Source organism: Burkholderia cepacia ATCC 25416 (genome assembly GCF_001411495.1).
In the GTDB taxonomy this organism is placed as follows: Bacteria; Pseudomonadota; Gammaproteobacteria; order Burkholderiales; family Burkholderiaceae; genus Burkholderia; species Burkholderia cepacia.
The window spans coordinates 1,027,131-1,052,647 of record NZ_CP012983.1; the positions used below are offsets into that span (position 1 = coordinate 1,027,131).

A 25,517-nucleotide genomic window follows, 5' to 3' on the forward strand; every position below is an offset into this window, starting at 1 on the left:
TCAGGCGGGATCTCTCATGACCGCGTACCACGAGCACACCACCCCGGCCGGCGCGACGCCGCCGTTGCCGCTCGCATGCGGAACCGTCCGGACGATCGAACCGGTCAGCGCCGGACGCTGGTTGATGCCGTTGGGCCAGGGCGCGCTCACGTACCCGACATAGTCGTAGACCCACTCCTCTCCGCTGACCACGCCGCGCCCCTGGAAGCGGACGGTGCCGGGATTCCCGTAGCTGATCCAGCCGTTGAGCTGCAGCTCCCATCCCGGGCCGAAAATGCGCCCCTTGAAGATGCCCGCCGGTGCCTGCGCGATCTCGATCGTGCCGAGGCCGAATTCCAGGTCGTTGAATGCGGTGGCCGGGTCGGGATCATTCAGGAAACTGCGATAGGTCCACTGGCCCACCAGGCTGCCGGTTTCGGGTGTGTAGCTCATGCGCGCGTCTCCCCTTCATGTCCATGTCGTCGAATTACCGAAGTGAACCGGCGCCACGCGATGGCGCCGGTTCGTCACGCGCCGTCGTTATCGGACCTCGAGCCGGAACAGTTTCGGCGCGGCTTGCGGAGCCGCACCGGCGACGGCTTGCGAAACGGGCGGCGAAGCCGGTTGTGTCTGCAGGCGTACGCCTTCGCGCGTATGGATCTCGACGTCGTACTGGGCCCCCTCCACCGCACTCACCGAGAACTGGTCCAGCGGAAAGAACGCCTTCACTTCGAGGTGCGTCTGGCAGTTCGCGCAGTACTGCACGCTCCAGCGGCTCAGCACAGCCTCCGTGCCGAGCAGGTGCCGCTCGCCGTCCACGTTGACGTACGCGGAGACCAGGAACGACCCCGCGATCGGCGCGCGATTCAGCCCGGACACGCGCACGACCTTGCTGCTGTTGCCGGCCGGCACGGTCGTCGCCGCCAGCGAGAGCTTCGGCAGGTCTTCCAGCGAACCGGGGCCGTACGTGTAGCCGAGCTGCTCCTCGATGTTGATGCAGTCGAGCGACGTATAGGCGCGCTCCTTGCCGTTCTCGCTCTTCTTGAACGGATCGAGCGGCGACGAGAGCGTGAGCCACGAGTTGGGCACCGTGCCCGGCGTCGGCCCCTGCGCGTCGACCGAGTTGGTGCCCGGATACTCGGCGATGACGTCGAGGTGCTGCGTGAAGCCGTGCCGCTTCTGCCACAGCCAGAACACGCGATCGATGAAGCAGTGATGGAAATAGAAGATCGGGTCGAGGCCCGCCGTGTCGTTTTCGCCCATGTCGCCGTTGGCGCCCGGAATCGGCGAGAGGTCGCCCTTGTTCGGGCCGTGCGGCACGTCGAACCCGCCGACCGCCAGGTGAATCTTGTTGTGCGGCGACTCGAGCGGGACGACGGGAATCGCGCCTTCCGGCAGATTCTCGTTCCACTGGGCCGCGGACGTCGTGTTGGAAAACACCGTGTAGTTCGGCGCGTCCAGGCACTGCTCGAACTTGCGCTTCACGTTGGTCGGCACCACCTTGCCCTTGACGACGATGTAGGACGTGAGCCAGTCCACGATGTTCCGGTTCAGCAACACCACGTTCTCCTTGGCATCCTTGAACTTGGCGTTGTGCTTCTCGGTCGCGGCCCGGTCCTTGTCGGTACCCACGAGCCCCGACAGCGGGTAGCGAACCGTGACGTAAGGCAGCGGCTTGCTGTAGTTCGGATCGTCGCCGTTGATGTTGTCGGTGATCGCCCGGTTGAACGTGAAGGAGGCCAGCGGATTCGGAATCTTTTCGCCGTCGAGCTCGAAATCCGGGTCGGTCAGTGCCCACGGGATGCCTTTCGTCAGCGACTCTTCGCTGGTTTCGTCCCAGAACGGCAGCATCACCTGTTCGCAACCGGGGATGCTCTGCAGCGCCTGTTCCAGCCGCAGCAGGTACGCACGGTGCCAGGTGGGGAACAGCACGTTTCCGTGGTTGCAATAACCGCCCCAGTAAGACGCCGAGCCCCAGCCGGCGCCGCGGAACGGCTCGCCGTGGAAGCCGCCGATCATGAAGAACGAGTTCGGATCGTCGGGCGGCAATGCCTTGATGCCTTTCCACGCGCGCATCAGGTCTTCCAGCGGCTTTTTGTTGCCTTTCAGATATTCGACTTGCAACGATTCGATCGACGGACGAACTCTGACTCCAGATGCGTTATTCATGATATATCCAGCCTCCTTCGTGGGTAGCATTAGGGCTTGGCCGCCAGGTTTTGAACGTAAGCAGGTAGTTAATAAAGCATTTAAACTCGCGCTCAATCGAATTCGTTTTATTCAAATATCGCGTATCATTTTGAAAGCATTAATCGGCGGGCCATGGGCGGGCCCGCGTGGTCACCTGATCGCCTCCATGGGCGCGGACACGCGCAACAGGCGCAGCACGCCCGCTGGAAAAGGGGCTGCGCCTTCAGATCGTAGGGATGCCGTGGTGAGTCGATGCCACTTCGTCAGGCACCAATACCTGACGAAGTGACTGTGATACCCCGATAGCGTTTTATCCTGATTTGGTATGAGTAAATAAAGCAGATGGAATTGGTTTTAGCAAGGTCAAGGCGACCTTGAATCTCAAAAAAAATTCGAAGGCGAAAATGATGATTGGCCCGTTTAATTTTCTTAAATAATCACACCCATTTACGACGCGAGAGTAAAAAACAGGCTCGGGATAATCACGGGAGCGCGACGGTGTTGACGAATGCAATCGACTGAAAGAAACCTTACGGTTGTCAGTTGCCACGTATGCGGCTGAAAGCTCGTGGAGAACGGGCAAGGTTGCATCGCGGCATCTGGACGACGCTATCCCGAGCCGGTAGCGTCACGGCCATTCGACGCGCCCCCTGCGGTCCTGTCCCCGACAATTCTTGACTGTGTCCGCGCCGCCGAACTGGTAGGATGCCGGTCGCCTCGGCATGGATGGCCGCCAAAGGGTGTTCAACCGTCCCTTTTTATGCCCGCCAGCGGCCAACCCCGCCGTCCCGCCCGGGCGACACGGTGCCCGGCCGCACCCCAGCCCCCGTCGAACCCCGCAACACCCCGGCGTCGCCTCACCCGACCCGTTGCAGCAACCGTTGGAGTGGCGCCTCGCGCGCCAGCAAGCATGAAGAACTCGAAGCCGCCCACCCGCCTCCCGCGCGAGAAAGACCGTACGCCGCTGGTACGCGCCGGCGCGCTGCTGCTGATGGCCGGCCTGCTGTACCTGCTGTGGCCGTCGGCCGAAACCGCCTACCTTGCGATGGAGTCCGTCATCCGCTGACGCGGCACGTCCGTCCCCGCTCTACGCTATACTCGCGCAATGGAAACCCAACCCGCCTCGCCGAACGTGCATTGCTGGTGGCGCGCCTGACCCAGGCGGCCCGTTTCCTTTTGCATGTCCCAAACGTGATGCCGCCAGCCATGGCGGCATTTGCGTTTCTGCGCAGACGACATGGCTGGCGGCTTCGATAACCCGGAGCAACGACCAACATGACCCACCCGACCCGACCGACCATCCTCACCGGCGACCGCACGACCGGCCCGCTGCACCTCGGCCACTACATCGGCTCGCTGCGCGCGCGCGTGCAGATGCAGCACGAAGCGAAGCAGTTCCTGCTGCTCGCCGACACGCAGGCGCTGACCGACAACATGGGCCGCCGCCAGCGCGTCACCGAGAACGTGATCGAAGTCGCGCTCGACTATCTCGCCGTCGGCATCGATCCGGCGATCTCGACGATCGTCGTGCAGTCGCAGGTGCCCGAGCTCGCCGAGCTGTCGCAATACCTGCTCAACCTCGTCACGGTCGCGCGCCTCGAACGCAACCCGACCATCAAGGAAGAGATCCGCCTGCGCGGTTTCGAGCGCGACATCCCGGCCGGCTTCCTGACCTACCCGGTGAGCCAGGCGGCCGACATCACCGCGTTCAAGGCGACGCACGTGCCGGTCGGCGACGACCAGTTGCCGATGATCGAGCAGACCAACGAACTCGTGCGCCGCTTCAACGCGACGGTCGACCGGCCCGTGCTGGTCGAATGCGAGGCCGTGCTGTCGGCGGTCACGCGGCTGCCGGGGATCGACGGCAAGGCGAAGATGAGCAAGTCGCTCGGCAACGCGATCACGCTCGGCTCGACGCCGGACGAGATCACGCAGGCCGTGAAGGACATGTACACGGACCCGAACCACCTGCGCGTGAGCGATCCCGGCCAGGTCGAGGGCAACGTCGTGTTCACGTTCCTCGATGCGTTCGAGCCCGACGTGCAGAAGGTCGACGAGTTGAAGGCGCACTACCGTCGCGGCGGGCTCGGCGACAGCGTCGTCAAGCGCGTGCTGAACGAGCGGCTGCAGGCGCTGATCGAGCCGATCCGCGCGCGCCGCCGCGAATTCGAGGCCGACAAGGCCGAGGTGATGGCGATCCTGAAGCGCGGCACGATGCACGCGCGGGACGTGGCCGGCGCGACGCTCGCGGAGGTGAAGGGGGCGATGGGGTTGAACTACTTCGATTGAGCGGCGCAGGCAGCGCGTGCGTGAACGCGCGCCGCGCGCCGGACAGTATCGGGCCGGCGCGCGGCGATCACCGCATCAGGTGCGCGTGCGTGCGCCGCTGCAACCGCCTCTCGTCACGATGCGTGCGCCGGCACGGACGCGTGGCACACCGCCTCGACCCGGTTGCCGGCCGGGTCGACGAGAAACGCCCCGTAGTAGTCGCCGTGATAATGCGGCCGCAAGCCGGGCTCACCGTCGGACTGCCCGCCCGTCGCGAGGCCGGCCTCGAAAAACGCATCCACCTGCGCGCGGCTCGCGGCCTTGAAGCACCAGTGCCGCTTGCTCACGCCGATTTCGGCGGGATCCAGGTAGATCGCGAGAAAGGTCGATGCGGTGTCGTTCGCATTGCAGCGTTCGCCGTAGCCGAGTGCGGTGCCCCGGTCATAGACCCGGGCCGCGCCCAGCGCGGCCATGATGGCATCGTAGAACGGGCGCGCCAGTTCGATATCCGGCACGCTGATTGACACGTGATCAAGCAGTTGCATTGCATCTACTCCGTTGAAGGGCACACGAGTCTACATGAGCGCGACAATTCGCGCCGAAGCCACGCTGCCGCTCGTGGGCAATACCTGCACACCCGACACTGTCACACGCGATGTCGTTCATGGCGGTAGCGGGCCGTCCCTTGGTCCACTCCGCCGATGCCGCGCCCGCGCAACCCGCTATCGTTTCGCATGCGATCCACGGACGACGTTCTTCCGACTACATGCGTGGAGCACTTCGAGGTCGGCGGCCCGGTTTCTTGATAGGCTTCATTTCGGCTGCTCTCCTGTCCGGGAGCCTGGTCCTGGAAACCCGATCCGCACGGATTCCCGCAGGAACCGCCGCCTTCAACCTGCAACTACTTTGGGGACTCTGCCCAATGTCGGCCGACGAATCGATACACGCGTACCCGGGGGAAGCATCCACTTTCAATTGTGCGTGTTGTGGTAGCGAGACGAGGAGAATCACGGGCGAACTGCACCAAGACGATTCAGTGGGTGGCGTCTACTTCGTCCAATGGGCAACCGGAAGGCCGGACCATCCGCCGATCATTGACCTCGTGTTGGGCGACTGGGGGGAAAGCGCCGGGCCTGCCGACCGCGTTCTGGTTTCATTGATCTATATTCCGCGCGAGGGAGGCGGTCCTGTCTCCGTCGTGAACGCCGCGGAACGGGGCGTCGATAATTCCGGCTTGTTTGAATTCGCGCTTGCCCGGGAGCAGGTCATCGGTACGCCGCTGGCCCCGTTGGTGTTTCAGATGATCGATGCGCTCTGGATCACCGAGCCACGAATCGCAGAGGTCAAAGCACTGGACAACGTCGTGTAGATCAACCTCGAGAGGCGCGGCGTCACTTCATCTGCATCAGTTGAATCAGGTTCCCGCAGGTATCGTCGACGATCGCGACGCGCACGGGCCCCGCGTCCATCGGCTCCAGCGTGAAGCGGACGTCGAGATCCCTGAGCCGCGCGAATTCCGCATCGAGATCGTCGACCGGAGGTATCCGGAATTTCGTGTGTGAGGCAGGTTAAAACTCAGATTCCGATACTAAAGCGCTCTGGGTAAAGCAGCGCGAACTGGGTCATCGCGCTCTTCCAATCGTGCCGGGAGCCGGTCCACTTGGCAACGACGTTGCGCAGTGCCAGCCAGATCAGCTTCAGCGCGGCCTCGTCCGACGGGAAGTGGCCGCGTGCCTTGATGATCTTGCGAAGCTGCATGTGCAGCGACTCAATGGCGTTCGTGGTGTAAATGATCTTCCGTATGTCCGGCGCGAACGCGTAGAAGGGAATCACCTGCTCCCAGGCTCGCCGCCAGAGTGCGGCAATTGGCGGGTATTTCGTGCCCCACGGTCCAGCGTCGAACGCGTCCAGCGCCACGGCGGCCGCCTCGGCCGTCGGTGCTCGGTAGATCTCCTTGAGCGCGGCGGCAGCCGACTTGCGATCTTTCCAGCTCGCAAAGTCCAGCGAGTTACGGATCAGATGCACGATGCATGTCTGAACCGTCGTTTCCGGGAACACGGTGTTGATCGCTTCCGGGAAGCCCTTCAGGCCGTCAACCACGGCGATCAGGATGTCCTGCACGCCACGCAGTTTCAGGTCGTTGACGACCCGCAGCCAGAACTTAGCGCCCTCGGTCTGCTCGATCCAGAGGCCGAGCACGTCACGTGTGCCGTCGCGGCGCACGCCGAGCGCCAAGTAGATCGCCTTGTTGCGGACCACGCCTTCGTCGCGAATCTTGACGCGCAAGGCGTCAAAGAACACGACCGGATACATCGGCTCGAGCGGCCGCTGCTGCCATTCACGCACTTCGTCGATCACCGCATCGGTCACTGTACTGATGAAGTCCGGCGATACCTCGATGCCGTACATCTCCAGCAGGAACCCCTGAATCTCCCGCACGCTCATGCCGCGCGCGTACATCGCGATGATCTTGTCGTCGAAGCCGGTAAAACGTCGCTCGCCCTTGGCAATGAGCACCGGATCGAACGTCCCTTCGCGGTCACGCGGAATCTCGACGTCGAGCAGGTCGTCGTCGGTCGTGATGCGCTTGCGACTGGTGCCGTTGCGGTGGTTCGTGCTGTCCGACGGCTTGGCCTCGCCCTTCTCGTAGCCGAGATGGTGGGTCAGTTCGCCGCCCAGCGCCCGCTCGAAGATCGCCTTCTTGAGTGCGGCAAGCTGCTCGTTGATCGTCGCCCGGTCCAGCGTTCCGGGCACCAGTTGCTTGATCAGTTCCGGGTCCAGGTTCAAGCCCTTGCCCGGTTCGATCGTCACTTCTTCCTTGCGTTTGCGTGGCATAAAAGTGGCTCCTTGGTCGCCAGTTTATGCCTCGCACACAAAGTTTCGGATAGGCTCCGTCGACCTGGAACGATGCCGCCGGAATGCCGTCCTCGTACAGCGCCTGCTTGTAAGGCCCGACCGCGCGATGGTTGCTCGGCTCGAGCAGCAGCTCGGTGCCGTCCGGCTGGTCCTTCGACACCACGGTCAGCCAGCGGTACTCGCCCACGGGCACGTTGTTCTTCAGCTTGAAACCGAGCTTGTCGGTATAGAACGTCAACGCCTTGTCCTGGTCGTCGACAAAAATACTCGTCACGTAGATTCGCATTTCAACCTCTCCTGAAATAGCAGCCGTCGCCGCCGCTATTCTTCGTCGAAATCGATGACAAACGCATAACCGCCGTCGATCAGCTGGCGCAGGTAGCCGTCGAAGTCGTCGGCGATCACCGCGTAGCTGTCGGGATCGTGCAGGAAGCGCACGACCTGCCCGACCTTGCCGCCCGCCGCCGGTTCGAAATCGATGTAGAGCTGCGACGTGCCGCCGTTGTTCATGCAATGCGAGAAGCACAGCCGCCGGCCCATCGGCAGCGCGATGTCGATGCGTGGATCGACGAGTTCGCCGTCGTCGTTCGCGTCGTCGCCGTAGATCTCGGCGATGCTGTCGCGATACTTCGCCCCTTCCTCGAGCATCTGCGCGGCCGACAGCAGGTAATACGGGTATTCGTAGACGTCGGAGCCCAGCACCAGCACGTTGACCGTCGTGCCGCCGTAGTCGCGCCAGTAGGTGCCGTCGAGCGTGCCGAGCAGTTCGAGCAGGCTGGCCGGGCACTGCGGATACGCAGCGCGTAGCGCGTCGAGCTGCGCGGGCGTCGCGCCCGTGGCGGCGGCGAGCGCCGCGTTGTCGGTGTCGGGCAGCACGGCACGCAGGCCGGCGAGATAGGTGTCGACGAGGGTCATCGCGTCAGATCCGAAGAACAGGCCAGCGCCATTCTAGCGCCCGACGCGACCCGCCCCTTCCGCGCACCTGCCTACGTGATCTGGTACGTCGACGCCGGCACGAATTCCTCCGGCAGCGGGCGATCGCCCAGTTCGAGCACCGACCGTTCGATCGTGCGCGCCATCGCATCGAGCGCCAGCGCGTTCGGCGCGAGGCCGAACGGCTCGGCCACCTCGTTCGCGATCGCCTCGAGTGCGATCAGCGTGTACGCGATGAACACGCAGATCAGCGGCGTGAAGAACTCCGTCGAATCGACGAGACCGAACGGCAGCAGCACGCAATACGCATACACGGTGCGATGCAGCAGCACGCTGTACGAGAACGGGATCGGCGTCGACAAGATGCGCTCGCAACCGCCGACCGATTTGCCGAGCTCGTCGAGTTGCGCCTCGAACATCCAGCAGGTCGCGTCGCTGCCGGGCGCGCGGCCCAGCGCGCGGACGATGCTGCCGCGCAGCTCGTCGAGGATCGCCACGGGCTTGAAACACTTGCCCGCGAGCGCGGCGGTGCGCTCCGCGCCGAGGATCCGCTGCAGGTCCTGCGTCGGATCGGTATGGCGAAGCTGATGCTTCAGCGCATAGGTGAACGCGATCAGCAGGTCGGCGAGCCGGTTGCGCTCGGCGTCGTCGACGCTGTCGGGCAGGTAGCGATTCAGTTGCGACGTCAGCGCGCGCGCCGCGATCAGCAGGTTGCCCCACAGATGCCGCGCCTCCTTGAACCGCTCGAAGCTCGCGTTGTTGCGAAACGCGAGGAAGATCGCGAGCGCCAGCCCGAACAGCGTGAACGGCGCGGTATTGAGGGGGATCTTCTCGCCGAAGATGCGCCCGTTCGTGAAGACCGCCAGCGTGCTGACGATCGCCATGAACACGAGCTGCGGAATGATCGATTGCAGCACGGAGCCGTTCCAGACGAACAGCATCCTGAGCCAGTTTTGTCGTGGTCGGACGATCATGGTGTTTTCTCGACTGCCAGGGAAATACGCGATACGGCACGCCGGCGCCCGATGCGCAGCGGCCCGCGCGTGGCGGGCCGCTGTCGGGTGGATGCCGGGCCGGGCGCCGTGCTGCGCGAGATGATACGCCCGCGCGCGCCGCGCCCGTCACATCATGCGGCGCTCAGTGATAACCGACATCGCCCTCGCGCACCTTGCCGCGGAACACGCGGTACTGCATCGCGTTGTACACGAGGATGATCGGCAGCACGATCACGGTGCCGATCAGCGCGAACTTCTGGCTCGAATAGCTTGACGATGCATCCCAGATCGACAGCGACGGCGGCACGATGTTCGGCCAGATGCTGATCACGAGCCCCGTGTAGCCGAGGAACACGAGCGCGAGCGTCAGCAGGAACGGCGTGGCCTCGTGCGTGCGCTTCACCGAGTGGAAGATGCCCCACACGCACGCGACGACGAGGATCGGCACCGGCAGGAACCAGCCCAGATTGCCGCTGCCGAACCAGCGGTGCGCGACGGCCGGCAGCCCGATCACGGTCCACAGGCTGACCACGCCCATCACGGCGAGCAGGACGCCCGCGAGCGGCTTCATCAGGAGCCGCATCTTGCGCTGCAGCTCGCCGTCGACCTTCAGGATCAGCCAGCCGCAGCCGAGCGTCGCATACGTGACGAGCACGCCGATCCCGCACATCAGGCTGAACGGCGACAGCCAGTCGAACGGCCCGCCCGCGAACTGGTTGTTCACGATCTTGATCCCCTGCAGCAGCGAACCGAGCACGATCCCCTGGCAGAACGCCGCGAGCGCGGAGCCGCCGATGAACGCGAGATCCCACATGTGTTGCGTGCGGGTGGCCTTCGCGCGCAGCTCGAACGCCGCGCCGCGAAAGATCAGCCCGACCAGCATCAGCACCAGCGGCAGGTAGTTCGCGGGCAGCAGCGTCGAATAGACGACCGGGAACGCGCCGTAGAGCCCCGCGCCGCCGAGCACCAGGAACGTCTCGTTGCCGTCCCACACCGGCGCGACGGTGTCGAGCATCACCTGGCGCTCGGCCTTCGCATCGAAGAACGGAAACAGCAGGCCGATGCCGAGATCGAAGCCGTCCAGCATCACGTAGATGAATACACCGAGGCCGATGATCGCGGCCCACACGACAGGAAGATCGATTTGCATGGCTTACTCCGCTTCGGTCACGTTCAGCGGCGTGGACAGCGCGCTCTTGCGCAGCCCCGGATGCCGGTGCAGCTCGATATACCCGGCCTGGGCAGCCGGCCCGCGCTTCATCAGTTTCAGCATGTAGTAGACACCCGTTCCGAACACCAGGAAATACACGACCACGAAGATCAGGAGCGACACGCCGACCTGCTGCGCGCTGAGCGGCGCGACGGAATCGACGGTGCGCAGCACGCCGTACACGGTCCACGGCTGCCGCCCGACCTCGGTCGTAATCCAGCCGGCCAGCAGCGCGACGATGCCGGAAGGCCCCATGCAGACCACGAACCACTGGAACCAGCGCGTTTCATAGAGGCGCCCGCCCTTTCTCAGCAGCAGCCCGAGCAGCGCGGTGAGCAGCATCAGCATCCCGAGGCCGGCCATGATCCGGAACGTCCAGAAGATGATCGGCGAATACGGGCGGTCCTGCGGCGGGAATTCCTTCAGCCCGCGAATCTCGCCGTCCCAGCTGTGCGTGAGGATCAGGCTGCCGAGGTGCGGCACCTGGATCGCATAGCGCGTGGTTTCGGCCTGCATGTCGGGCAGCCCGACGAGGTTCAGCGCCGTGCCGCCCTTCTCGGTTTCCCACAGCCCTTCGATCGCCGCGATCTTCGCCGGCTGGTATTCGCGCGTGTTCAGCCCGTGCGCGTCGCCGACGACGATCTGGATCGGCGCGAGCACCAGCAGCATCCACAGCGCCATCGAGAAGCTGCGCTTCACCGGCTCGTCGCGGCGCCCCTTCAGCAGGTGCCACGCGCCGCACGCGGCGACGATGAAGCCCGCGACGATGAACGCCGCGATCGTCATGTGCACGAGACGGTACGGGAACGACGGGTTGAACACGATCTTGAACCAGTCGACCGGCACGACGAGGCCGTTCTCGATCTTGTAGCCCTGCGGCGTCTGCATGAAGCTGTTCGACGCGAGAATCCAGAACGTCGAGATCAGCGTGCCGACCGCGACCATCAGCGTCGCGAAGAAGTGGGCGCGCGGGCTCACGCGCTGCCAGCCGAACAGCATCACGCCGAGGAAGCCGGCTTCGAGGAAGAACGCCGTCAGCACTTCATAGGTGAGCAGCGGGCCCGTGATGTTGCCCGCGACGCGCGAGAAGCCGGCCCAGTTCGTGCCGAATTCGTACGCCATCACGACGCCGGAGACCACGCCCATCCCGAAGCCGATCGCGAAGATCTTCGACCAGAACTGGAACATGGATTTGTAGGCGGCGTCGCCGGTGACGAGATAGCGCCATTCCAGCACCGCCAGGAAGCTCGCCATACCGATGCTGATCGCGGGAAACACGATGTGGAACGACACCGTGAATGCGAATTGCAATCGTGCGAGATGGAACGCATCGAAGATTTCCATGACCGTAATTTGCTCGTGTTTGTGAGGATGTCCGCCCGAAGCAGGAAATCGCGCGACGGCTTGCCGACGACACATGCGAATACAAAACGGTCACTCGCATGGCATCGAAGCGTGAATGACGATATCGCGTTTGCAACGATACTCGCAATCGTTCGAACGTGCGCTGAAACTGTGCTGCTTCCGTTGCCGAAGATGTGTGTACGGAAAACACATTTCGCGCCGGCGGGACGATCAGCTGTACTGCTTTCCGCACTGCAGCGCTGTACATCGGGCGCACTGTTCATCCCCGTTAACATCCGATGCAACGCCTGCCCGCGGCCACGGCGCGCCCCTCGGCCGCGCCCGCCCGGCAGCCCCGATTCCCCTGGTCCGGCGTACGCGCCCGACCCGGCCGGCCCGCCGGCCGATCCGCCTGGAGAAACCGCATGGAGTCCTGCATCCGCCGCGACGAGCCGACCGGCAGCACCGCGTGTCATGTGACACGTCACCGTGCCGGCGAAGTGCGCGATACCGTCGACCGCGTCGTCGACGAAACGCCGGTTGCACTCGTGGTCAACGGTATTGCCCACACGGTCATGATGGCGACCCCGATCGACCTCGACGCGTTCGGCCTCGGCTTCGTGCTCAGCGAAGGCATCGTCGAGCGTGCGTCGGACGTGTTCGACATCGAGAGCGAATGCCGGCCCGGCAGCGCCGAAGTGCGCCTGACCGTGTCGCAGCAGGCGTTCATGGCGCTGAAGGCGCACCGACGCGCGCTGGCCGGCCGCACGGGCTGCGGTGTCTGCGGGATCGAAAGCATCGCGCAGCTCGACCTGCACCCGCCGCGCATCGCCGCCGCCGGCGCGGCCGCCGGCATCGGCGCCGACGCGATCGCACGCGCCGCGCGCACGCTGCCGGCCCATCAGACGCTGATGCGCGAGACCGGCGGCATCCACGCGGCCGCCTGGTGCGACCGGGACGGCGCCGTGCTCGACGTGTTCGAGGACGTCGGCCGCCACAACGCGCTCGACAAGCTGATCGGCCGGCTCGCGCGGCGCCGCGCCGACCTGCACGACGGCTTCGTGTTCCTGTCGAGCCGCGCGAGCTACGAACTGGTGCGCAAGGCCGCGCGGGTCGGCATCCCGATGATCGCGACGATCTCGGCGCCGACGTCGCTCGCGATCGACGTCGCCCGCGAAGCCGGCGTGCGGCTGCTCGGCTTCTGCCGCAACGACGGCTTCGTCGAGTACGTGTCGCCCGATGCCGTTCACCCCGACCAACCGGCGCTTGCGCAAGCACACCCGGACTTCTCCTGATGAAACCACTGACCGATTTCGATACCGCTCAGCAGCATTTCGCGAGCGCGTTCGCGCCGCTCGGGGCCACCCTGTCCGTCCCGGTCGCCGAAGCGGCAGGCCACGTGCTGGCCGCGCCGCTCACCGCCGTGCTCGACCAGCCGCCGGCCGACCAGAGTGCGATGGACGGCTACGCCGTGCGTCACGCGTATCTCGCACTCGGTGAGCCGCTGCACGTCGCGCAACGCTGTTATGCGGGCGACATGCCGGCGCCGCTGGCCCCGCGCACGGCCGCGCGCCTCTTCACCGGCAGCCTGATTCCGCCCGGCGCGGACACCGTCGTGATGCAGGAGCATGCGCACGAGCAGGACGGCCGGGTCGCGTTCGACGCGCCGCAGCGCAGCGGCTCGCACATCCGCCGCCGGGGCGAGGAAGTGCGCGCCGGCGACCTGCTCGTGCCGGCCGGCGTGCGCATGGGCGCGATGCATGTCGGCGTGGCCGCCGCGCAAGGGTTCGCGCGTATCGACGTGCGTCCGGCGCTGCGCGTCGGCATCCTGACGACCGGCGACGAACTCGTCGCGTGCGGCCAGCCGCGCGCGCCGCAACAGATTTACAACAGCAATGCGCCGATGCTCGGCGCGCTGGTCTCGGGCACCGGCGCCGAGGTCGCGATGAGTCTGCATGCCGCCGACACCGCACCCGCCGTCGATCGCGCGCTGCGCGATCTGCACGCGGGCTGCGACCTGGTGATCTGCGTCGGCGGCGCGTCGGTCGGCGACAAGGATCTGCTGCGCCCCACGCTGGACGCGCTCGGCGCATCGTTCATCGTCGCCGGCGTGCGCATGAAGCCCGGCAAGCCGGTTGCACTCGCGCGGCTCGACACGCGGCCGGTGGTACTGCTGCCCGGCAACCCCGGCGCGGCGATGACCGCGTTCGCGCTGTTCGTCGCGCCGCTGATCCGCCGCCTGCAGGGGCGCGCCGCACGCCTGCCGATCGTGCCGTCGCTGCCGATCGACGGCGACTTCGAACCGGACGCGCAGCGCGAGCGCTTCGTGCGCGTGCACTGCACGGTCGGCCTCGACGGCATGCCCGTCCTCGATACGCTGCGCCAGCAAGGCGCCGGCACGCTGCAGTCGCTCGTGCAGGCGAGCGGGCTGGCCCGGCTGCCGGCCGGGCGACGCATCGCGAACGGCGACGCGGTACCGTATTACGAATTCGCGCCGTGGCTCGCATGAGCGCGACGCCCGACACGCGCCCGCTGCCGCTGCCGCGCATGCGCCGCGCGTCCCGCGCCGCGAACTGTATTCCTGCAATTCGGGCGCGATTGTGTCCCTGCCGGAAAAACCCGGCGGACTATCCTCACGAGGAGGCTCGTCACGCGCCGTGCGCCGCCATTTCGGCATGCGCACGGCCGACCGGCGCCGCCCCTTCGCTTACTTCATGCAGGCCGACGAACCGATCGTGAATGCCATCGTTTCCGCCGCGCCGGCCGCCGCCGCAGCTTCCGGCGGCGCATCGCCCGGCGCCTTCCCCCGCCCGACCGACACGCTCGGCCGCCCGCTGCGCGACCTGCGCCTGTCCGTCATCGACCAGTGCAATTTCCGCTGCGGCTACTGCATGCCGCGCGAAAGCTTCGGCGCCGACTATGCGTTCATGCCGTCGTCCGAACGGCTGTCGTTCACGCAACTGGAAAAGATCGCCCGCGCGTTCACGTCGCTCGGCGTCGAAAAGATCCGCATTACAGGCGGCGAGCCGCTGCTGCGCCGCAACCTCGAAGCACTGATCGAACGCCTCGCCGCGCTGACGACCGTCGAAGGCAAGCCCGTCGAAATCGCGCTGACGACCAACGGCTCGCTGCTGGCCGCGAAAGCGCGTTCGCTGCGCGACGCGGGCCTGTCGCGCGTGACCGTCAGCCTCGATGCCCTCGACGACGCGATGTTCCGCCGGATGAGCGACGCCGACGTGCCCGTGTCGCGCGTGCTGGCCGGCATCGAGGCCGCGCAGGCGGCCGGGCTCGCGCCGGTCAAGGTCAACGCGGTGATCGAGTGCGGGGTGAACGACGACCAGATCCTGCCGCTCGTGCGGCACTTCCGGCATACCGGCGTGGCCGTGCGTTTCATCGAATACATGGATGTCGGCGGCGCGAGCTTCTGGTCGGGTGACAAGGTCGTGCCGGCCGCGCAGATGCGCGCGCTGATCGATGCGCACTATCCGCTCGTGCTCGTCGGCGAACCGGCGCACGATGCGACCGCGATCCGTTGCGCGCACATCGACGGTGCAGGCGAGGTCGGCTTCATCGCGAGCGTGTCGCATCCGTTCTGCGGCACCTGTTCGCGCGCCCGCGTGTCGGCCGACGGCACACTCTATACGTGCCTGTTCGCGACGCAAGGCACCGACCTGCGGCCGTGGCTCGACGAAGCAGCGTCGAGCGCCGACCTCGCCGCCGCCGTGCGCGATCGCTGGACGCACCGCGACGACCGCTATTCCGAGCGCCGGGCCGCGCGGCCGGCCCGCGTGCCGGGCAAGACCTATCCGACCGTGCGCATGTCGCTCGTCGGCGGCTGAGCGCCGCCGCGCGACACCGCACGCGCCGCCAAATGGAGAACCAGTCATGACGACCTTCACCGAATCCCCTGCCGGGCTGCCGGACGATCCGTTGCGTGCCGGCGGCCACCCGCCGCCCGTCGATGCGGCCGACCCGCACCACGAACCGCCGCCCGCGATCACCGCCGGCTTCGAAGTGCGCGTGCAGTACGCGCCGATCGACGCAGGCGCAGAGCTTGCGCCGATCGTTCGCAATCCGAATGTCGGCGCAGTCGTGAATTTTCTCGGGGTCGTGCGTAACGAAGGTGATGTCGACGATGTCGTCGCGCTCGAGGTCGAGCACTACCCGACGATGACCGAGCAGGCCCTGTGGAGCATCGTCGAGGAAGCCAGCGCGCGCTGGCAGCTCGAAGCGGTGAAGATCGTGCATCGCGTCGGGCGCATTCCGCTCGGCCAGACCGTCGTGCTGGTCGTGGTGGCCGCCGCGCATCGCGCGTGTGCGTTCGATGCGTGCGAATTCCTGATGGACTTCCTGAAGACCCACGCGCCGTTCTGGAAGAAGGAGATCCGGCACGACGGCGAATCCGGCTGGGTCGAGGCGAAGGCGCACGACGACCAGGCGATGCGGCGCTGGGGCTGAGCCGGTCCGCCGCGCGCTTTTCGATTCCGCCGACTCCATTCAAGACATCGCAATGAAACTGACGATCAAATACTTTGCAAGCGTTCGCGAACAACTCGAGCGCGACGAGGAAACCGTCGAGGTCGACGCACGCGAACTCACCGTCGACGCGCTGCGCAGCACGCTGGCCGCGCGCGACGCACGCAGCGCGGACGCGCTGCGGATGGACCGGCCCGTGCGCGCGGCCGTCAACCTCGAGATGGTGACGGGTGAATTCGTGGTGCGGGAGGACAGCGAGGTCGCGTTTTTCCCGCCGGTGACGGGCGGGTGACGTCGCGATGGGCGGAATCTCTCCGGGGCCGGATACGGGCCGGCGCGTGTCGGCTGCTTGCCCTTCGCGATACAGATTCCGGGTTTCCGTCAGCCCGATGCGTACGCGCGCATGCCATCTGGTTCGGCAGGCAACACGCACCACCGCGATCGGCCCTCACGAGGACAGGATCGTCGCCGGAGACGCTTCACGATCGGGTTTCGGCCCGACGAAATTCGGACGGCGACATGCCCTCCCAGCGGATGAATGCACGGCGGAAATTCCCGAGACTGTCGTAGCCGAGCAGGAACGCGATTTCCTGCAGGCTGAGCTTGCCCGACTTCACGCTCTCGACCGCCAGCGCGTGGTGCACGCTTTCGAGGATCTCGCGATACGACGTTCCGTCGTCGGCCAATCGCCGGTGCAAGGTGCGCGGCGTCATGTTCAGCAGTTGGGCGGTCGACTGTTGCGACGGAAACGCGCCCACCCGCTCGAGCATCAGTCGCCGGCCCCTGAGCGCAAGCGCATGGGGCATCGGCGGGCCGCGAACGGGCATGTACTTCCTGCTCTGCGCGTTGTGGGGCAAGGCACTGCTGGAAATCGTCAACTACATGGAGCACTACGGTATCGTTCGCGATCCAGGCACGCCGGTCCAGCCGCGCCATTCATGGAATACCAATCGACGCATCAGTTCACGGTCGATGTTCAACCTGACGCGCCATTCGCATCATCATGCTCAGGGCGAAGTGCCCTATCAGGATCTCAAGCCGTTTGCCGATGCGCCGATGATAATCGGCGGCTACCTGACGACGATCGTCGTCGCGATGATTCCGCCGCTTTGGCACCGGCTGATGCCCCCCAAGGTACTTGCATGGGATCGCATCCATGCGACGGAACCGGAACGACGCCTCGCGGCCGACGCCAATGCGCGCAGCGGTATGACGGGGTTCGTGGCCGCGACGTGAAACAAGCCTCGCGCGGGCACGACGCGTAACGCGTCGCTGCGTTTCGCGCGGGTGACGCGACACGTTGAAATTCTCATCGAATCGCGATACGACTCCGTTGCGATGCCGACCGCGGCCCGCGGCAGCGTTTCGGCCGGTACGCTGAATGTGCCGGCGTCGAAATCGATGCCGGCACATTCTGTCGTTCAATGTTTGCGGGAAGCGAAGCGTGTTGTACGCGGGAACGTGCGGTCGCCCATCATTCCGGCAATCACGCCTTGCCCATACCGCCCGGCAACGCGGCGCGCATCAATGCAGCCACTTCATCACGATCGTCGCGAACACGACCATCGCGGCGCAGCGGATATTGCCAGCACCGTTGTCGGTCCCGGCCAAGCTCACAGGCATTCCTTCGCGGGGTCGCTTCATGTAACGGAAAAGAACACGCTTACGCCCTTGACTCCGAGAGGCCGGACTTTGAAACGTGTCTTCATCGGCATCGCAGGGAACGAGATTTTTCCCTGCGCTCTAAGGTAAGCGAAATTTCCAGGAGATCACTTGCGAGTACTTGCGCCTGTTTCGCTTGCTCCGCGTGGCGCTTGAGGTCTTCCAACGGCGAACCCAAGTGATGCTCCGTTCCACCCATGAAAATCAAAACCGCAGCGTTGGCGTGGGCGCGGGCGCGCGCGGCGTGGAACTGAGCTTTCCGGACACGTGAGCCGATCAGGTCTACGTGAGCGCGAGTGCTCGGAAAATGCGCGGTCGGCAGCCTCGCGTGCCGAACTTCGAGACTTTCGAGTTCGGAGACACTCGCTTCCGCTCTGACGGCAGAAATGGTAGCGGCGAGGACCACATCGGCCCCGCTCGGATCCTCGACAAGAACGCTCGACGATTGAAAGCCGATTGGCTTGCGATTCGCCGCGGGAATGCAACTCGAAACCCGAGCACGAATGCGTCCCAACGCAACGCGAATTCGGTCGAGCGACAAGGATATGGACATGGCAGGGCATAAGCCTATGCATGAACCGGACCGGCACTCAGTGGCCAACGACCGTATTCGGGATGATGCGTGACGACGGACGATGGCATGGCAAGTCAACTCAGTGCATCGGTTGCCGATGATGCCGCCGGCTCCGCGATCCAATTCGACCGGTGGATCAGGAACTGTTCCCTTGCCCGGCCAGCGATCCACCGAGGCTCTCGTCCCCGCCCACTCCATAAGGCACCAGACTCCGGATCACGATACTTTACCGTGGCCGGGCCGCGACGCTTGCCGCGACGCAGCTTGAGCTTGCGTTCAGAGAACAGGTCCTCTGGCATCAGGTCGAATTCTTCGATCAATTTTTGTATTTCCTTAACCGCACTCGCCAATTCCTGAGTGCGGGCAAGCTCAGCCTGCTTTTGAAGTTCCTGAATCTGCTCTTTCAAATCACGGTAGCTTTGCATATCGTATTCTCGAAGAGAAGAGCGCCAAGCGCTCACCTTGGTTCTCGGATGTTGCGATCATTAAATATAGGGATGCGAATTATATGAATCAGACGCACCACACCCGTATGAAATCAAAAGCGCGATCGAGAGGGGGATCGCGAACCGCCTGCGCTGAGATCTCGCGAGTCGCCGAACACAGGCAGGGCCGGCGACAGATTACCGGCTCCGTGCCCTGGTGTTCGATCCCCGTTGGGGACGACGACCGCATTGGGTGAATCTGGCAGAGGCAGAGGCAGTGGCTGGCGCGCTTGCGCGGCGCGCCTCGTTCACGATCGACTCCACTTCTGCCAGAGCGGACCGGTCATCCGGGACACCATCGACGTTCAGCGCGCTTCATTGATTTCCCTTCAGCTTCAGCCAGACCTTGTTACGCAGTTGAATCGCTGCAGGTGAACACATCTTGTAAGGCTTGAGTCGATCCTTATACTGCTCCGGCGTCTTGATCGCAGGATTGTCATGCAGCGCAGGATCAATGTAGCGCTCCGATCCGACAATCTCGTTGCTGTACCGTAGCGCGTTCGTCACCAGCGCGATGTTCTCGGGTCGCATCATCCAGTCGATGAACTTGTAGGCCGAGTCGACATTTCGCGCTTTTGCCGGAACAAGCAGGCTGTCCATGAACAGTCGGACGCCCTCTTTCGGATACACGAACCGGATAGTCGGCAAGCGATCCTGTGCTCGCGCAGCGGCACCATTCCAGACGTGCTGAACGATGATTTGCCTGGACGCGAGACGATCGACCGTTCCGTCGTTGCTATAGGTCTTCACGAATGGTTTCTGCTTCTGCAGTACGTCGAGGACGCGTTTCGCATCATCGGGGCGCTCGGTGCATTCATCCTGTCCCAGATACCAGCTCGCTGCCATGTACAGTTCCTCCTCGACGTCCAGATCGCCGATCTCGCCGCGAAGTGCCACGGGGGGCTCGAAGAACGACTTCCAGCTATCGTCGAGGCGTCCACCCGGCACACGCGCGCTGTCGTAGGCAAACCCGGTCAGGACAACCGTGAAGGGCATCGCGTAGTCCCGCTGGGGATCGAACGACGGATGACGGTACTCAGGCTTGATGTTTGCGACATTCGGCAACTTGCGCTTGTCGAGCTTGAGCAGAAGGCCGGACTTCACGAGCACCGGAACGTAGTAGTCTCCGGCGACCACAACGTCGTACCCCCCTCCTCCTGCCTGCAGTTTCTGGGTCAGCGCTGCATCGCTCGCATAGGTGTCGAGTGTCGTCTCGATGCCGGTATCAGCCTGGAACTTCTTGAGCAAATTGACAGGCAGGATGTTCGGCCAGCTTCCGATATGTAGCTCGGCGGCCTGGGTCGTGACAGCGGCAAGAAGCAACATCGCTCCGATTGTTTTTTTCATGCTGTTCCTATTGCGTGGAGATTGGCGTGGTGTATCTCGGACTGCTCGGCCCTGGATCTTCTTTTACCTCGCGCACCGATGATCCAGACTACCGTCAGTTGGATTGTCGAAAGGCCGATGACGACGGTTGACACGGCGCTGACCTTGGGTGTGATTCCGATCTTCAATGCACCGAAGATATACATCGGCAATGTGGTCATGCCGGCGCCGGCGAGAAAGTAGCTGGTGACGTAATCATTCATCGACGCGACGAATGACAGCAAAGCCCCTGCGACGATGCCGGGTAGAGCCAAAGGCGCGGTAATTTGCCGAAATGCAGCCCATGGCGTGGCCGACAGGTCCGCGGCCGCCTCGAGCAGCGTGCGATCGATCGTCTTGAGTCTGGCTTTGATCGGCAGATAGGCAAGCGGCACACTGAACACCACATGAGCAAACAGAACAGCGCCGAATCCAAGCTCTGACTCGAACATCGAGAACAGCATCATGGTCGCGATCGCCAGCACGATTTCAGGTATCGCGAGCGGAAGCGCAATGACGAGTCCGACCGAATCGAAACCACGCCGGTCACTTCTCGACCACCAGGCGACCGCCGCGCTCGTCGCGAGCGTGGTGGAGAGCACCGTCGACGCCAGCGCCAGCAACAGTGAATTCTTCGCGGCGCGGACCAGTGTCGGATCGGACCAGGCCTCGACGTAACCTCGAATGCCAAACCCGTCCCATATGAGGGCCGACGGGCCGACGTTGAAGCTCATCGCCATCACGGTCAGCATTGGCAGATAGAGGAACACCAGCACCGCGCACGCGATCGTTGCGGTCAGCGGAAACCGGCGCAGTTCAGGCGAAATCATGAACGCGCTCCTGCCGTTGGAAGAGCGAACCTAGTCGAGACGCGAGCATCGCCAGAAGCACAGCGGCGAGCAACGCGAACGACATCGCGGCGCCCAAAGGCCAATCCCGTCCGCCGGCAAACTGGAAGTCGATCAGATTGCCGATCATGAAAGCGTGGTTACCGCCGAGCAGCCCTGGGATCGTATAGGAACCCAGCGCCGGAACAAAGACGAGCCCGATTCCTGCCATGATGCCCGGACGGCAACACGGTACGACGACATGGACCAGTACCGCCGGCTTGTGTGCCCCCAGATCGTAGGCCGCTTCGGCCAATCGCCAGTCGAAGTCATCAAGCGCAGCGAAGATCGGCAGGACCATGAACGGGGTGAATGCATAAACGAGACCGATCAGCGTCGCAAGATCGGTGTAGAGCAATCCGAGCGGGCCATGCATGAGGCCGGCTCGGGACAACATCTGATTCAAGAGGCCGTCGTCCGCAATGACGATGATCAATCCGTACATCTGGACGACGACGCAGGTCCAAAACGGGATCGTGACCAGGATCAGCAACGTGGCCTTCCACTTCAGGGAGCGCGTCGCCATGAACAGCGCCGTCGGGAACGCGATCAGCAGACATCCCGCGGTGGTCAGTACGGCCATGGTCATCGACCTGATGAAAATGGCGAGATAACCCTGCTGAAGAACGCGTCCCCCATCCCAGTCCCGATCGAAGAGAATCCGCTCGTATGCCCCGGCAGTGAAGTCGCCCCACGAGACGCCGCCGAAGTCGCGCGGTGCACTGAGCGAGACCACTGCCAGAACGATCATCGGAAGGACAACGCCCGCGATCATGACGAGCGCCGTCGGGCTGGTCATTGGCCGCCATGATTTCAGCAGATTGAGTATTGGGACTCGGCGCACTGCCAACTACCTCAAATCATTCAGTTCGATTGGCAAGAAGCGTACCAAATCGATGGCATCATTTATAGTCGGCATGTGTGCCGATCACGCCAATGTGTTACCTCTGTGTGCCATTTCCATTATAAATTTGAGGAAATGTATTTTATTGCGGATTATTGCATATATAGAAATTTCCGCGCTCGAGTCTTACTGAGGGTGCCATCCATAATTTTCGGGGCTAACCGAACATTTCGTCTAAATGTTCTGTCACGGTGCACAGCGTCATGCGCCGACGCCAAACCGATAATTCGCGGGGTGTGCGACGACGTCACCGGCAGAATCGCTTGACTCCAGCCTCCGGAGCGAACACGTGGATACCACGGTTTCCATGCAGCGCCAACTGCGCCATCGCGAACAACAAGCGACACACTTCAAACGGATCAATAACACTCACAATAATTCTGTTGACGAATGTTCGTTATGGTGCTCAGTTGACCACCACGGCTATCTGACACCCGCGATCACGTTCGTTGGAGAATTTGCAAAAATCGTGAGATAGTTATCCGAGTTTCGCCACGTAAATTTCACATAACGAGAAGAGAGACGGTAAAAACATGGCCACTGCTGAGCAGCTAGAATACCGACCGATGACTGAGCGCGACGTCGGCGCTTTTTATGATGTGCGATTCTCCGTGAGCGAGAATAGAATCCATCCCCACCAGGTTCATCTTCTGAACCGCAACCTCCTGATCGAGAAAATCAGGCAGGGAGGCGGCTGGATCTGTGAATGTGACGACGAGGTCGCCGGGGTCTGTCTGCCAGTCATCACCGAGACGCCGTTCATCTCGGCCTTGTTTGTGGCACCTCAGTTCCATGGTGTCGGCATCGGCCGCGAGCTGCTTGCCCGTGCGCTTACATGGCTGAAAGACAAGGGAGTGAATCATGTCACCCTTGTGACCGATCCAGGCTCGCGGGCCGATGGCTTTTACCAGCGTCTTGGGTGGAAGCGCGGCGAATTGGACGAGTACGGGTGTCAGGTCGTATTTACAAAGTTGCTTGTGGACTAGAATCCAAGGAGTCGAATGAAGCCGGTAGCCGACGCGATTCGCCGCACTGCTGCGCAATGTCCAGCGCCACTGCACACCATCTTCATCACGCTCGATTTGATGAAGCGCATGGGTGTTCCGGTCGACGTCTTGCTGAAAGGCACCGGCATTTCTCCTGCAGACATCGAGCGACCCGGTGCAATGGTGACGCATGCACAGGAAATGGTCCTGTTTGCGAATGCGCTGGAAGCGACCGGCAACAGCGCGATCGGACTGCATATCGGATATGCGATCCCGGTGACGTCGTACGGCCTGCGCGGCCACGCAATGCTGGTGAGCCCGACGTTGGGCGATGCGCTGCGCATGGGCTTCGAGCATCCGTTGCTCGGGATCAGTTATTTCAGAATCCGGATAACCACAATAGGCGAGACCGCGAGAATTATAGTTGGCGGCTATACCTATCGTACCGACCTGCTTGTCGTAAATACCGATATGGTATTTACCGCCTTACGTCGACAGATACGCGATTTGATCGGACACAATCCAGATTTTTCCAGAATAGGGTTTGTTTTTCCCGAGCCGCCACACGCGAGTTCTTACGCCGAATATTTTGACTGCCCCATCGAATTCGAGGCCGACGAGAATTACCTCGAATTCAGCTCATCGGTGCTGGAGATTGCCCTTCCGCTCGCCCATCCGATCGAATTCGAAGTCGCGAGGAAAGCGTGCGCCAAGCGTGAATTTGAACTGGCGCACTGGGTTCCGTCCGACCTCATCGGGCGGCTCCTCGGTCTTATGTATGATGACCCTACGTGCCAGGATATTGCGGAACAATCCAGAAAACTCGGAATGTCAATGCGGAGTTTGCAGCGGAAGCTTCAGGAAATGGGCACATCGTTTAGCGACCTGTACGATATTGTCCGACAAGATCTGACGTCGCGATATCTTGCGGAAAAGGAATATACAATCAAGGAGATAGCTGCCAGATTGGGGTATAAGAATTCCTCCGCATTCAGTCGGGCAATGAAACGATGGTCAAGATTTTCACCTGAATGATCGCGACATTTCATTACCGCCCCTGCCTCGATTCCACATGCAAGAAGAAGTTTGACAACTTTTTGACTGTATGGAAAAGAACACGGCGGCGTGCACGCCGACACGACGCGCAATATGGGTAAATCCTGTCGCTTCCTCGCCAACCCGGCCGATAGTTCCGCCGTTCTGACCTGGTTCGGCGCGCTGAGCAATTTTTCGTCCGGGGCACGTCACCGTCATACAGGGCGACGCGCTTTGGGCGCCTGCTTCTGCGTAGCCGTCAACCAGTCGCGGCTACGGAGAGAAGTTCGGGGCAGTATGTCCGCGCGTCAGACCGGTTCGGTCGCAACGCCCGGCGAATTCAGTTCACGCCACCGGTTCGGGGTGATGCCCTCCCAGTCGCGGAACGCGCGATAGAACGAGCTCGTGTCCTGGTAACCCAGCAGGCAGGACACCTCATCGATTCCCGCGGCCGGGTCCGCAAGCAACCGGCGCCAGAGCTCCTGTCGCGCTTCGGCAAGCAGATCCCGGAACGTCGTGCCTTCGTCCGTAATGCGCCGTTGCAGCGTCCGCTCGCTCATTCCGAGGTCGCGCGCGACGCCCGACAGTTCCGGCCGGCCGCTTGCGAGGCATCGCTTGAGTACGACTTTCACCTGCTCGCGGATCGGGCTGCGCGCGTCGATTTCCCCCAGCGCCGCCGTCAGTGCGGGGGTCAGCATGTCGAGCAATTCAGGATTGTGACCGGGAAACGGACGGCCCAGATCGGTCGATTTCAGCACGAGCGCATTGCGCGAAGCACCGTAGCGAATCGGACAGCCGAAATACGCGCGGTAGACCTCGTCCCTCGAGCCGGTACGAACGAACTCCACGCGACGCGGCGTCACGTGTTGCCCAGTGCCGCGCCTGCCGAGTTCGAGCAGCATCGCGAACGTGACGTCGGTCGCAACGGCGGGTTCCGGTTCAGTTGCGTACGGCCACGCCGAGGCAAGGATGCATTCGCCGCCCTCTTCGACGATATGCAACTGCTCCGGCGTGCAGAGCCGCTTGAAGCGGGCAACCCGCTCGAGGCCGTCGCGATAGTCTCGCGCATGGAACGCAGCCACGATGAAAGGGGGATGCGTTGCGGCTTCGCTCCCGGTCACCAGCGCGATGCCCAGACCGGGCTCCGGCGCCAGCTGCCCGATCGCTTTCCATAGCGCGAAGTACTGGTCGGTGCTCACGAGCGCTTGCGGATTCAGGTGCAGCGTGGCGGGTAACCGGGCCTGACGCAGTACCGCGGCCGGCGCCAAGCCGGCGTGCGCCATCGAGCGCCAGAACGCCCGCGGTATCTTGCATCTGTCTGCCATGACTGCGCCCATCGTTACCCCTGCGTGGAAAAGCCCCTGCCGC

General features: G+C 63.4%; 26 protein-coding genes and 2 pseudogenes. 11 read left to right on the forward strand and 17 right to left on the reverse strand.

Annotation, left to right across the window (positions count from 1 at the left end; all coding sequences use genetic code 11):
• Together APZ15_RS36810 and APZ15_RS36815 are read right to left on the reverse strand one after the other, a co-directional pair.
• Positions 1-432 (reverse strand): hypothetical protein, encoded by a 432-nt coding sequence (locus APZ15_RS36810; protein WP_027792478.1) that lies wholly within the window; start codon positions 430-432, stop codon positions 1-3.
• An 87-nt stretch (positions 433-519) separates the two neighbouring features.
• On the reverse strand, positions 520-2,148 hold the full coding sequence (locus tag APZ15_RS36815) for a tyrosinase family protein (protein WP_027792477.1): 1,629 nt from the start codon (positions 2,146-2,148) through the stop codon (positions 520-522).
• A gap of 931 nt (positions 2,149-3,079) precedes the next feature.
• Between APZ15_RS36815 and APZ15_RS41970 the strand changes: the two genes are divergently transcribed.
• Both APZ15_RS41970 and trpS read left to right on the forward strand, forming a co-directional pair.
• Positions 3,080-3,235, forward strand: coding sequence for a hypothetical protein (locus tag APZ15_RS41970; RefSeq protein WP_021157927.1), 156 nt, complete (start codon positions 3,080-3,082; stop codon positions 3,233-3,235).
• A 209-nt stretch (positions 3,236-3,444) separates the two neighbouring features.
• Positions 3,445-4,458: a tryptophan--tRNA ligase gene (trpS, locus tag APZ15_RS36820; protein ID WP_027792476.1), complete on the forward strand. Its 1,014-nt coding sequence runs from the start codon at positions 3,445-3,447 to the stop codon at positions 4,456-4,458.
• A gap of 113 nt (positions 4,459-4,571) precedes the next feature.
• Here the strand turns inward: trpS and APZ15_RS36825 are convergent, their stop codons facing one another.
• Complete coding sequence (locus tag APZ15_RS36825) at positions 4,572-4,982, reverse strand: VOC family protein (protein ID WP_021157925.1); 411 nt, start codon at positions 4,980-4,982, stop codon at positions 4,572-4,574.
• A gap of 491 nt (positions 4,983-5,473) precedes the next feature.
• Here APZ15_RS36825 and APZ15_RS36830 point away from each other — a divergent pair, with 491 nt between their 5' ends.
• Positions 5,474-5,806: a hypothetical protein gene (locus tag APZ15_RS36830; protein ID WP_027792475.1), complete on the forward strand. Its 333-nt coding sequence runs from the start codon at positions 5,474-5,476 to the stop codon at positions 5,804-5,806.
• A gap of 22 nt (positions 5,807-5,828) precedes the next feature.
• Here the strand turns inward: APZ15_RS36830 and APZ15_RS40440 are convergent.
• From APZ15_RS40440 to APZ15_RS36855, 7 genes and pseudogenes are all read right to left on the reverse strand, one after another.
• Positions 5,829-5,984: pseudogene (locus tag APZ15_RS40440) on the reverse strand (VOC family protein); the annotation flags it as partial.
• Positions 5,985-6,012: 28 nt separating this feature from the next.
• On the reverse strand, positions 6,013-7,272 hold the full coding sequence (locus APZ15_RS36835; RefSeq protein ID WP_027787261.1) for an IS256 family transposase: 1,260 nt from the start codon (positions 7,270-7,272) through the stop codon (positions 6,013-6,015).
• A gap of 121 nt (positions 7,273-7,393) precedes the next feature.
• Positions 7,394-7,579: pseudogene (locus APZ15_RS42460) on the reverse strand (VOC family protein); the annotation flags it as partial.
• A 35-nt stretch (positions 7,580-7,614) separates the two neighbouring features.
• Positions 7,615-8,208 (reverse strand): SMI1/KNR4 family protein, encoded by a 594-nt coding sequence (locus tag APZ15_RS36840; protein WP_027792474.1) that lies wholly within the window; start codon positions 8,206-8,208, stop codon positions 7,615-7,617.
• Positions 8,209-8,279: 71 nt separating this feature from the next.
• Positions 8,280-9,200 carry a bestrophin family protein gene (locus APZ15_RS36845; RefSeq protein ID WP_027792473.1) on the reverse strand — a complete coding sequence of 307 codons (921 nt, stop codon included), beginning with the start codon at positions 9,198-9,200 and terminating at the stop codon, positions 8,280-8,282.
• A 163-nt stretch (positions 9,201-9,363) separates the two neighbouring features.
• Positions 9,364-10,371 (reverse strand): cytochrome d ubiquinol oxidase subunit II, encoded by a 1,008-nt coding sequence (gene cydB, locus APZ15_RS36850; RefSeq protein WP_027792472.1) that lies wholly within the window; start codon positions 10,369-10,371, stop codon positions 9,364-9,366.
• 3 nt (positions 10,372-10,374) lie between these two features.
• Entirely contained in the window at positions 10,375-11,775 is a 1,401-nt protein-coding gene (locus tag APZ15_RS36855) for a cytochrome ubiquinol oxidase subunit I (RefSeq protein WP_027792471.1), read from the reverse strand.
• 425 nt (positions 11,776-12,200) lie between these two features.
• Between APZ15_RS36855 and fdhD the strand changes: the two genes are divergently transcribed.
• The 5 genes from fdhD to moaD all read left to right on the forward strand — a co-directional run bounded on the left by fdhD (position 12,201) and on the right by moaD (position 16,543).
• Positions 12,201-13,070, forward strand: a complete 870-nt coding sequence (gene fdhD, locus APZ15_RS36860; RefSeq protein WP_027792470.1) for a formate dehydrogenase accessory sulfurtransferase FdhD — start codon at positions 12,201-12,203, stop codon at positions 13,068-13,070.
• Complete coding sequence (locus APZ15_RS36865) at positions 13,070-14,284, forward strand: molybdopterin molybdotransferase MoeA (protein WP_057056496.1); 1,215 nt, start codon at positions 13,070-13,072, stop codon at positions 14,282-14,284. The genes fdhD and APZ15_RS36865 overlap by 1 nt, the downstream gene beginning before the upstream one ends.
• A 205-nt stretch (positions 14,285-14,489) precedes the next feature.
• Positions 14,490-15,614 carry a GTP 3',8-cyclase MoaA gene (gene moaA, locus APZ15_RS36870; protein WP_027792468.1) on the forward strand — a complete coding sequence of 375 codons (1,125 nt, stop codon included), beginning with the start codon at positions 14,490-14,492 and terminating at the stop codon, positions 15,612-15,614.
• Positions 15,615-15,660: 46 nt separating this feature from the next.
• On the forward strand, positions 15,661-16,233 hold the full coding sequence (locus APZ15_RS36875) for a molybdenum cofactor biosynthesis protein MoaE (RefSeq protein WP_027792467.1): 573 nt from the start codon (positions 15,661-15,663) through the stop codon (positions 16,231-16,233).
• A 52-nt stretch (positions 16,234-16,285) separates the two neighbouring features.
• A complete protein-coding gene (moaD, locus tag APZ15_RS36880) occupies positions 16,286-16,543 on the forward strand; it encodes a molybdopterin converting factor subunit 1 (protein WP_027792466.1) in 258 nt (85 codons plus the stop codon).
• A 187-nt stretch (positions 16,544-16,730) separates the two neighbouring features.
• Here the strand turns inward: moaD and APZ15_RS36885 are convergent, their stop codons facing one another.
• The gene (locus APZ15_RS36885; RefSeq protein ID WP_236849600.1) at positions 16,731-17,078 is read right to left on the reverse strand and encodes a helix-turn-helix transcriptional regulator; all 348 of its coding nucleotides are present in this window, start codon (positions 17,076-17,078) and stop codon (positions 16,731-16,733) included.
• Here APZ15_RS36885 and APZ15_RS36890 point away from each other — a divergent pair.
• Positions 17,077-17,487, forward strand: a complete 411-nt coding sequence (locus APZ15_RS36890; RefSeq protein ID WP_027792464.1) for a fatty acid desaturase — start codon at positions 17,077-17,079, stop codon at positions 17,485-17,487. The two genes, APZ15_RS36885 and APZ15_RS36890, sit on opposite strands and share 2 nt — an antisense overlap.
• 469 nt (positions 17,488-17,956) lie before the next feature.
• Here the strand turns inward: APZ15_RS36890 and APZ15_RS41560 are convergent, their stop codons facing one another.
• From APZ15_RS41560 to APZ15_RS36905, 5 genes are all read right to left on the reverse strand, one after another.
• Positions 17,957-18,466: a hypothetical protein gene (locus tag APZ15_RS41560; RefSeq protein ID WP_138143361.1), complete on the reverse strand. Its 510-nt coding sequence runs from the start codon at positions 18,464-18,466 to the stop codon at positions 17,957-17,959.
• Between the two features lie 95 nt (positions 18,467-18,561).
• The gene (locus tag APZ15_RS40460; RefSeq protein ID WP_049097964.1) at positions 18,562-18,912 is read right to left on the reverse strand and encodes an H-NS histone family protein; all 351 of its coding nucleotides are present in this window, start codon (positions 18,910-18,912) and stop codon (positions 18,562-18,564) included.
• A 375-nt stretch (positions 18,913-19,287) separates the two neighbouring features.
• Positions 19,288-20,319, reverse strand: coding sequence for an extracellular solute-binding protein (locus APZ15_RS36895; RefSeq protein ID WP_027792463.1), 1,032 nt, complete (start codon positions 20,317-20,319; stop codon positions 19,288-19,290).
• A complete protein-coding gene (locus APZ15_RS36900; protein ID WP_027792462.1) occupies positions 20,316-21,167 on the reverse strand; it encodes an ABC transporter permease in 852 nt (283 codons plus the stop codon). The genes APZ15_RS36895 and APZ15_RS36900 overlap by 4 nt, the downstream gene beginning before the upstream one ends.
• Positions 21,154-22,023 (reverse strand): ABC transporter permease, encoded by an 870-nt coding sequence (locus tag APZ15_RS36905; protein ID WP_049097966.1) that lies wholly within the window; start codon positions 22,021-22,023, stop codon positions 21,154-21,156. Before APZ15_RS36905 ends, APZ15_RS36900 begins: the two co-directional genes overlap by 14 nt.
• 638 nt (positions 22,024-22,661) lie before the next feature.
• On the opposite strand from APZ15_RS36905, the gene APZ15_RS36910 reads away from it, so the two are divergent.
• Together APZ15_RS36910 and APZ15_RS36915 are read left to right on the forward strand one after the other, a co-directional pair.
• Positions 22,662-23,114 (forward strand): GNAT family N-acetyltransferase, encoded by a 453-nt coding sequence (locus APZ15_RS36910; protein ID WP_027792460.1) that lies wholly within the window; start codon positions 22,662-22,664, stop codon positions 23,112-23,114.
• A gap of 15 nt (positions 23,115-23,129) precedes the next feature.
• A complete protein-coding gene (locus APZ15_RS36915) occupies positions 23,130-24,149 on the forward strand; it encodes an AraC family transcriptional regulator (protein WP_027792459.1) in 1,020 nt (339 codons plus the stop codon).
• Positions 24,150-24,457: 308 nt separating this feature from the next.
• Here the strand turns inward: APZ15_RS36915 and APZ15_RS36920 are convergent, their stop codons facing one another.
• Positions 24,458-25,474: an AraC family transcriptional regulator gene (locus APZ15_RS36920; protein ID WP_226153374.1), complete on the reverse strand. Its 1,017-nt coding sequence runs from the start codon at positions 25,472-25,474 to the stop codon at positions 24,458-24,460.
• Positions 25,475-25,517: the final 43 nt, after the last annotated feature.

What these genes read in the sequence shown, in the direction of transcription:
- APZ15_RS36810 (WP_027792478.1), bottom strand. Translation starts at nt 432, where the DNA reads ATGAGCTACACACCCGAAACCGGCAGCCTGGTGGGCCAGTGGACCTAT.
- APZ15_RS36815 (WP_027792477.1), bottom strand. Translation starts at nt 2,148, where the DNA reads ATGAATAACGCATCTGGAGTCAGAGTTCGTCCGTCGATCGAATCGTTG.
- APZ15_RS41970 (WP_021157927.1), top strand. Translation starts at nt 3,080, where the DNA reads ATGAAGAACTCGAAGCCGCCCACCCGCCTCCCGCGCGAGAAAGACCGT.
- trpS (WP_027792476.1), top strand. Translation starts at nt 3,445, where the DNA reads ATGACCCACCCGACCCGACCGACCATCCTCACCGGCGACCGCACGACC.
- APZ15_RS36825 (WP_021157925.1), bottom strand. Translation starts at nt 4,982, where the DNA reads ATGCAACTGCTTGATCACGTGTCAATCAGCGTGCCGGATATCGAACTG.
- APZ15_RS36835 (WP_027787261.1), bottom strand. Translation starts at nt 7,272, where the DNA reads ATGCCACGCAAACGCAAGGAAGAAGTGACGATCGAACCGGGCAAGGGC.
- APZ15_RS36840 (WP_027792474.1), bottom strand. Translation starts at nt 8,208, where the DNA reads ATGACCCTCGTCGACACCTATCTCGCCGGCCTGCGTGCCGTGCTGCCC.
- APZ15_RS36845 (WP_027792473.1), bottom strand. Translation starts at nt 9,200, where the DNA reads ATGATCGTCCGACCACGACAAAACTGGCTCAGGATGCTGTTCGTCTGG.
- cydB (WP_027792472.1), bottom strand. Translation starts at nt 10,371, where the DNA reads ATGCAAATCGATCTTCCTGTCGTGTGGGCCGCGATCATCGGCCTCGGT.
- APZ15_RS36855 (WP_027792471.1), bottom strand. Translation starts at nt 11,775, where the DNA reads ATGGAAATCTTCGATGCGTTCCATCTCGCACGATTGCAATTCGCATTC.
- fdhD (WP_027792470.1), top strand. Translation starts at nt 12,201, where the DNA reads ATGGAGTCCTGCATCCGCCGCGACGAGCCGACCGGCAGCACCGCGTGT.
- APZ15_RS36865 (WP_057056496.1), top strand. Translation starts at nt 13,070, where the DNA reads ATGAAACCACTGACCGATTTCGATACCGCTCAGCAGCATTTCGCGAGC.
- moaA (WP_027792468.1), top strand. Translation starts at nt 14,490, where the DNA reads ATGCAGGCCGACGAACCGATCGTGAATGCCATCGTTTCCGCCGCGCCG.
- APZ15_RS36875 (WP_027792467.1), top strand. Translation starts at nt 15,661, where the DNA reads ATGACGACCTTCACCGAATCCCCTGCCGGGCTGCCGGACGATCCGTTG.
- moaD (WP_027792466.1), top strand. Translation starts at nt 16,286, where the DNA reads ATGAAACTGACGATCAAATACTTTGCAAGCGTTCGCGAACAACTCGAG.
- APZ15_RS36890 (WP_027792464.1), top strand. Translation starts at nt 17,077, where the DNA reads ATGTACTTCCTGCTCTGCGCGTTGTGGGGCAAGGCACTGCTGGAAATC.
- APZ15_RS36885 (WP_236849600.1), bottom strand. Translation starts at nt 17,078, where the DNA reads ATGCCCGTTCGCGGCCCGCCGATGCCCCATGCGCTTGCGCTCAGGGGC.
- APZ15_RS41560 (WP_138143361.1), bottom strand. Translation starts at nt 18,466, where the DNA reads ATGTCCATATCCTTGTCGCTCGACCGAATTCGCGTTGCGTTGGGACGC.
- APZ15_RS40460 (WP_049097964.1), bottom strand. Translation starts at nt 18,912, where the DNA reads ATGCAAAGCTACCGTGATTTGAAAGAGCAGATTCAGGAACTTCAAAAG.
- APZ15_RS36895 (WP_027792463.1), bottom strand. Translation starts at nt 20,319, where the DNA reads ATGAAAAAAACAATCGGAGCGATGTTGCTTCTTGCCGCTGTCACGACC.
- APZ15_RS36900 (WP_027792462.1), bottom strand. Translation starts at nt 21,167, where the DNA reads ATGATTTCGCCTGAACTGCGCCGGTTTCCGCTGACCGCAACGATCGCG.
- APZ15_RS36905 (WP_049097966.1), bottom strand. Translation starts at nt 22,023, where the DNA reads ATGACCAGCCCGACGGCGCTCGTCATGATCGCGGGCGTTGTCCTTCCG.
- APZ15_RS36910 (WP_027792460.1), top strand. Translation starts at nt 22,662, where the DNA reads ATGGCCACTGCTGAGCAGCTAGAATACCGACCGATGACTGAGCGCGAC.
- APZ15_RS36915 (WP_027792459.1), top strand. Translation starts at nt 23,130, where the DNA reads ATGAAGCCGGTAGCCGACGCGATTCGCCGCACTGCTGCGCAATGTCCA.
- APZ15_RS36920 (WP_226153374.1), bottom strand. Translation starts at nt 25,474, where the DNA reads ATGGCAGACAGATGCAAGATACCGCGGGCGTTCTGGCGCTCGATGGCG.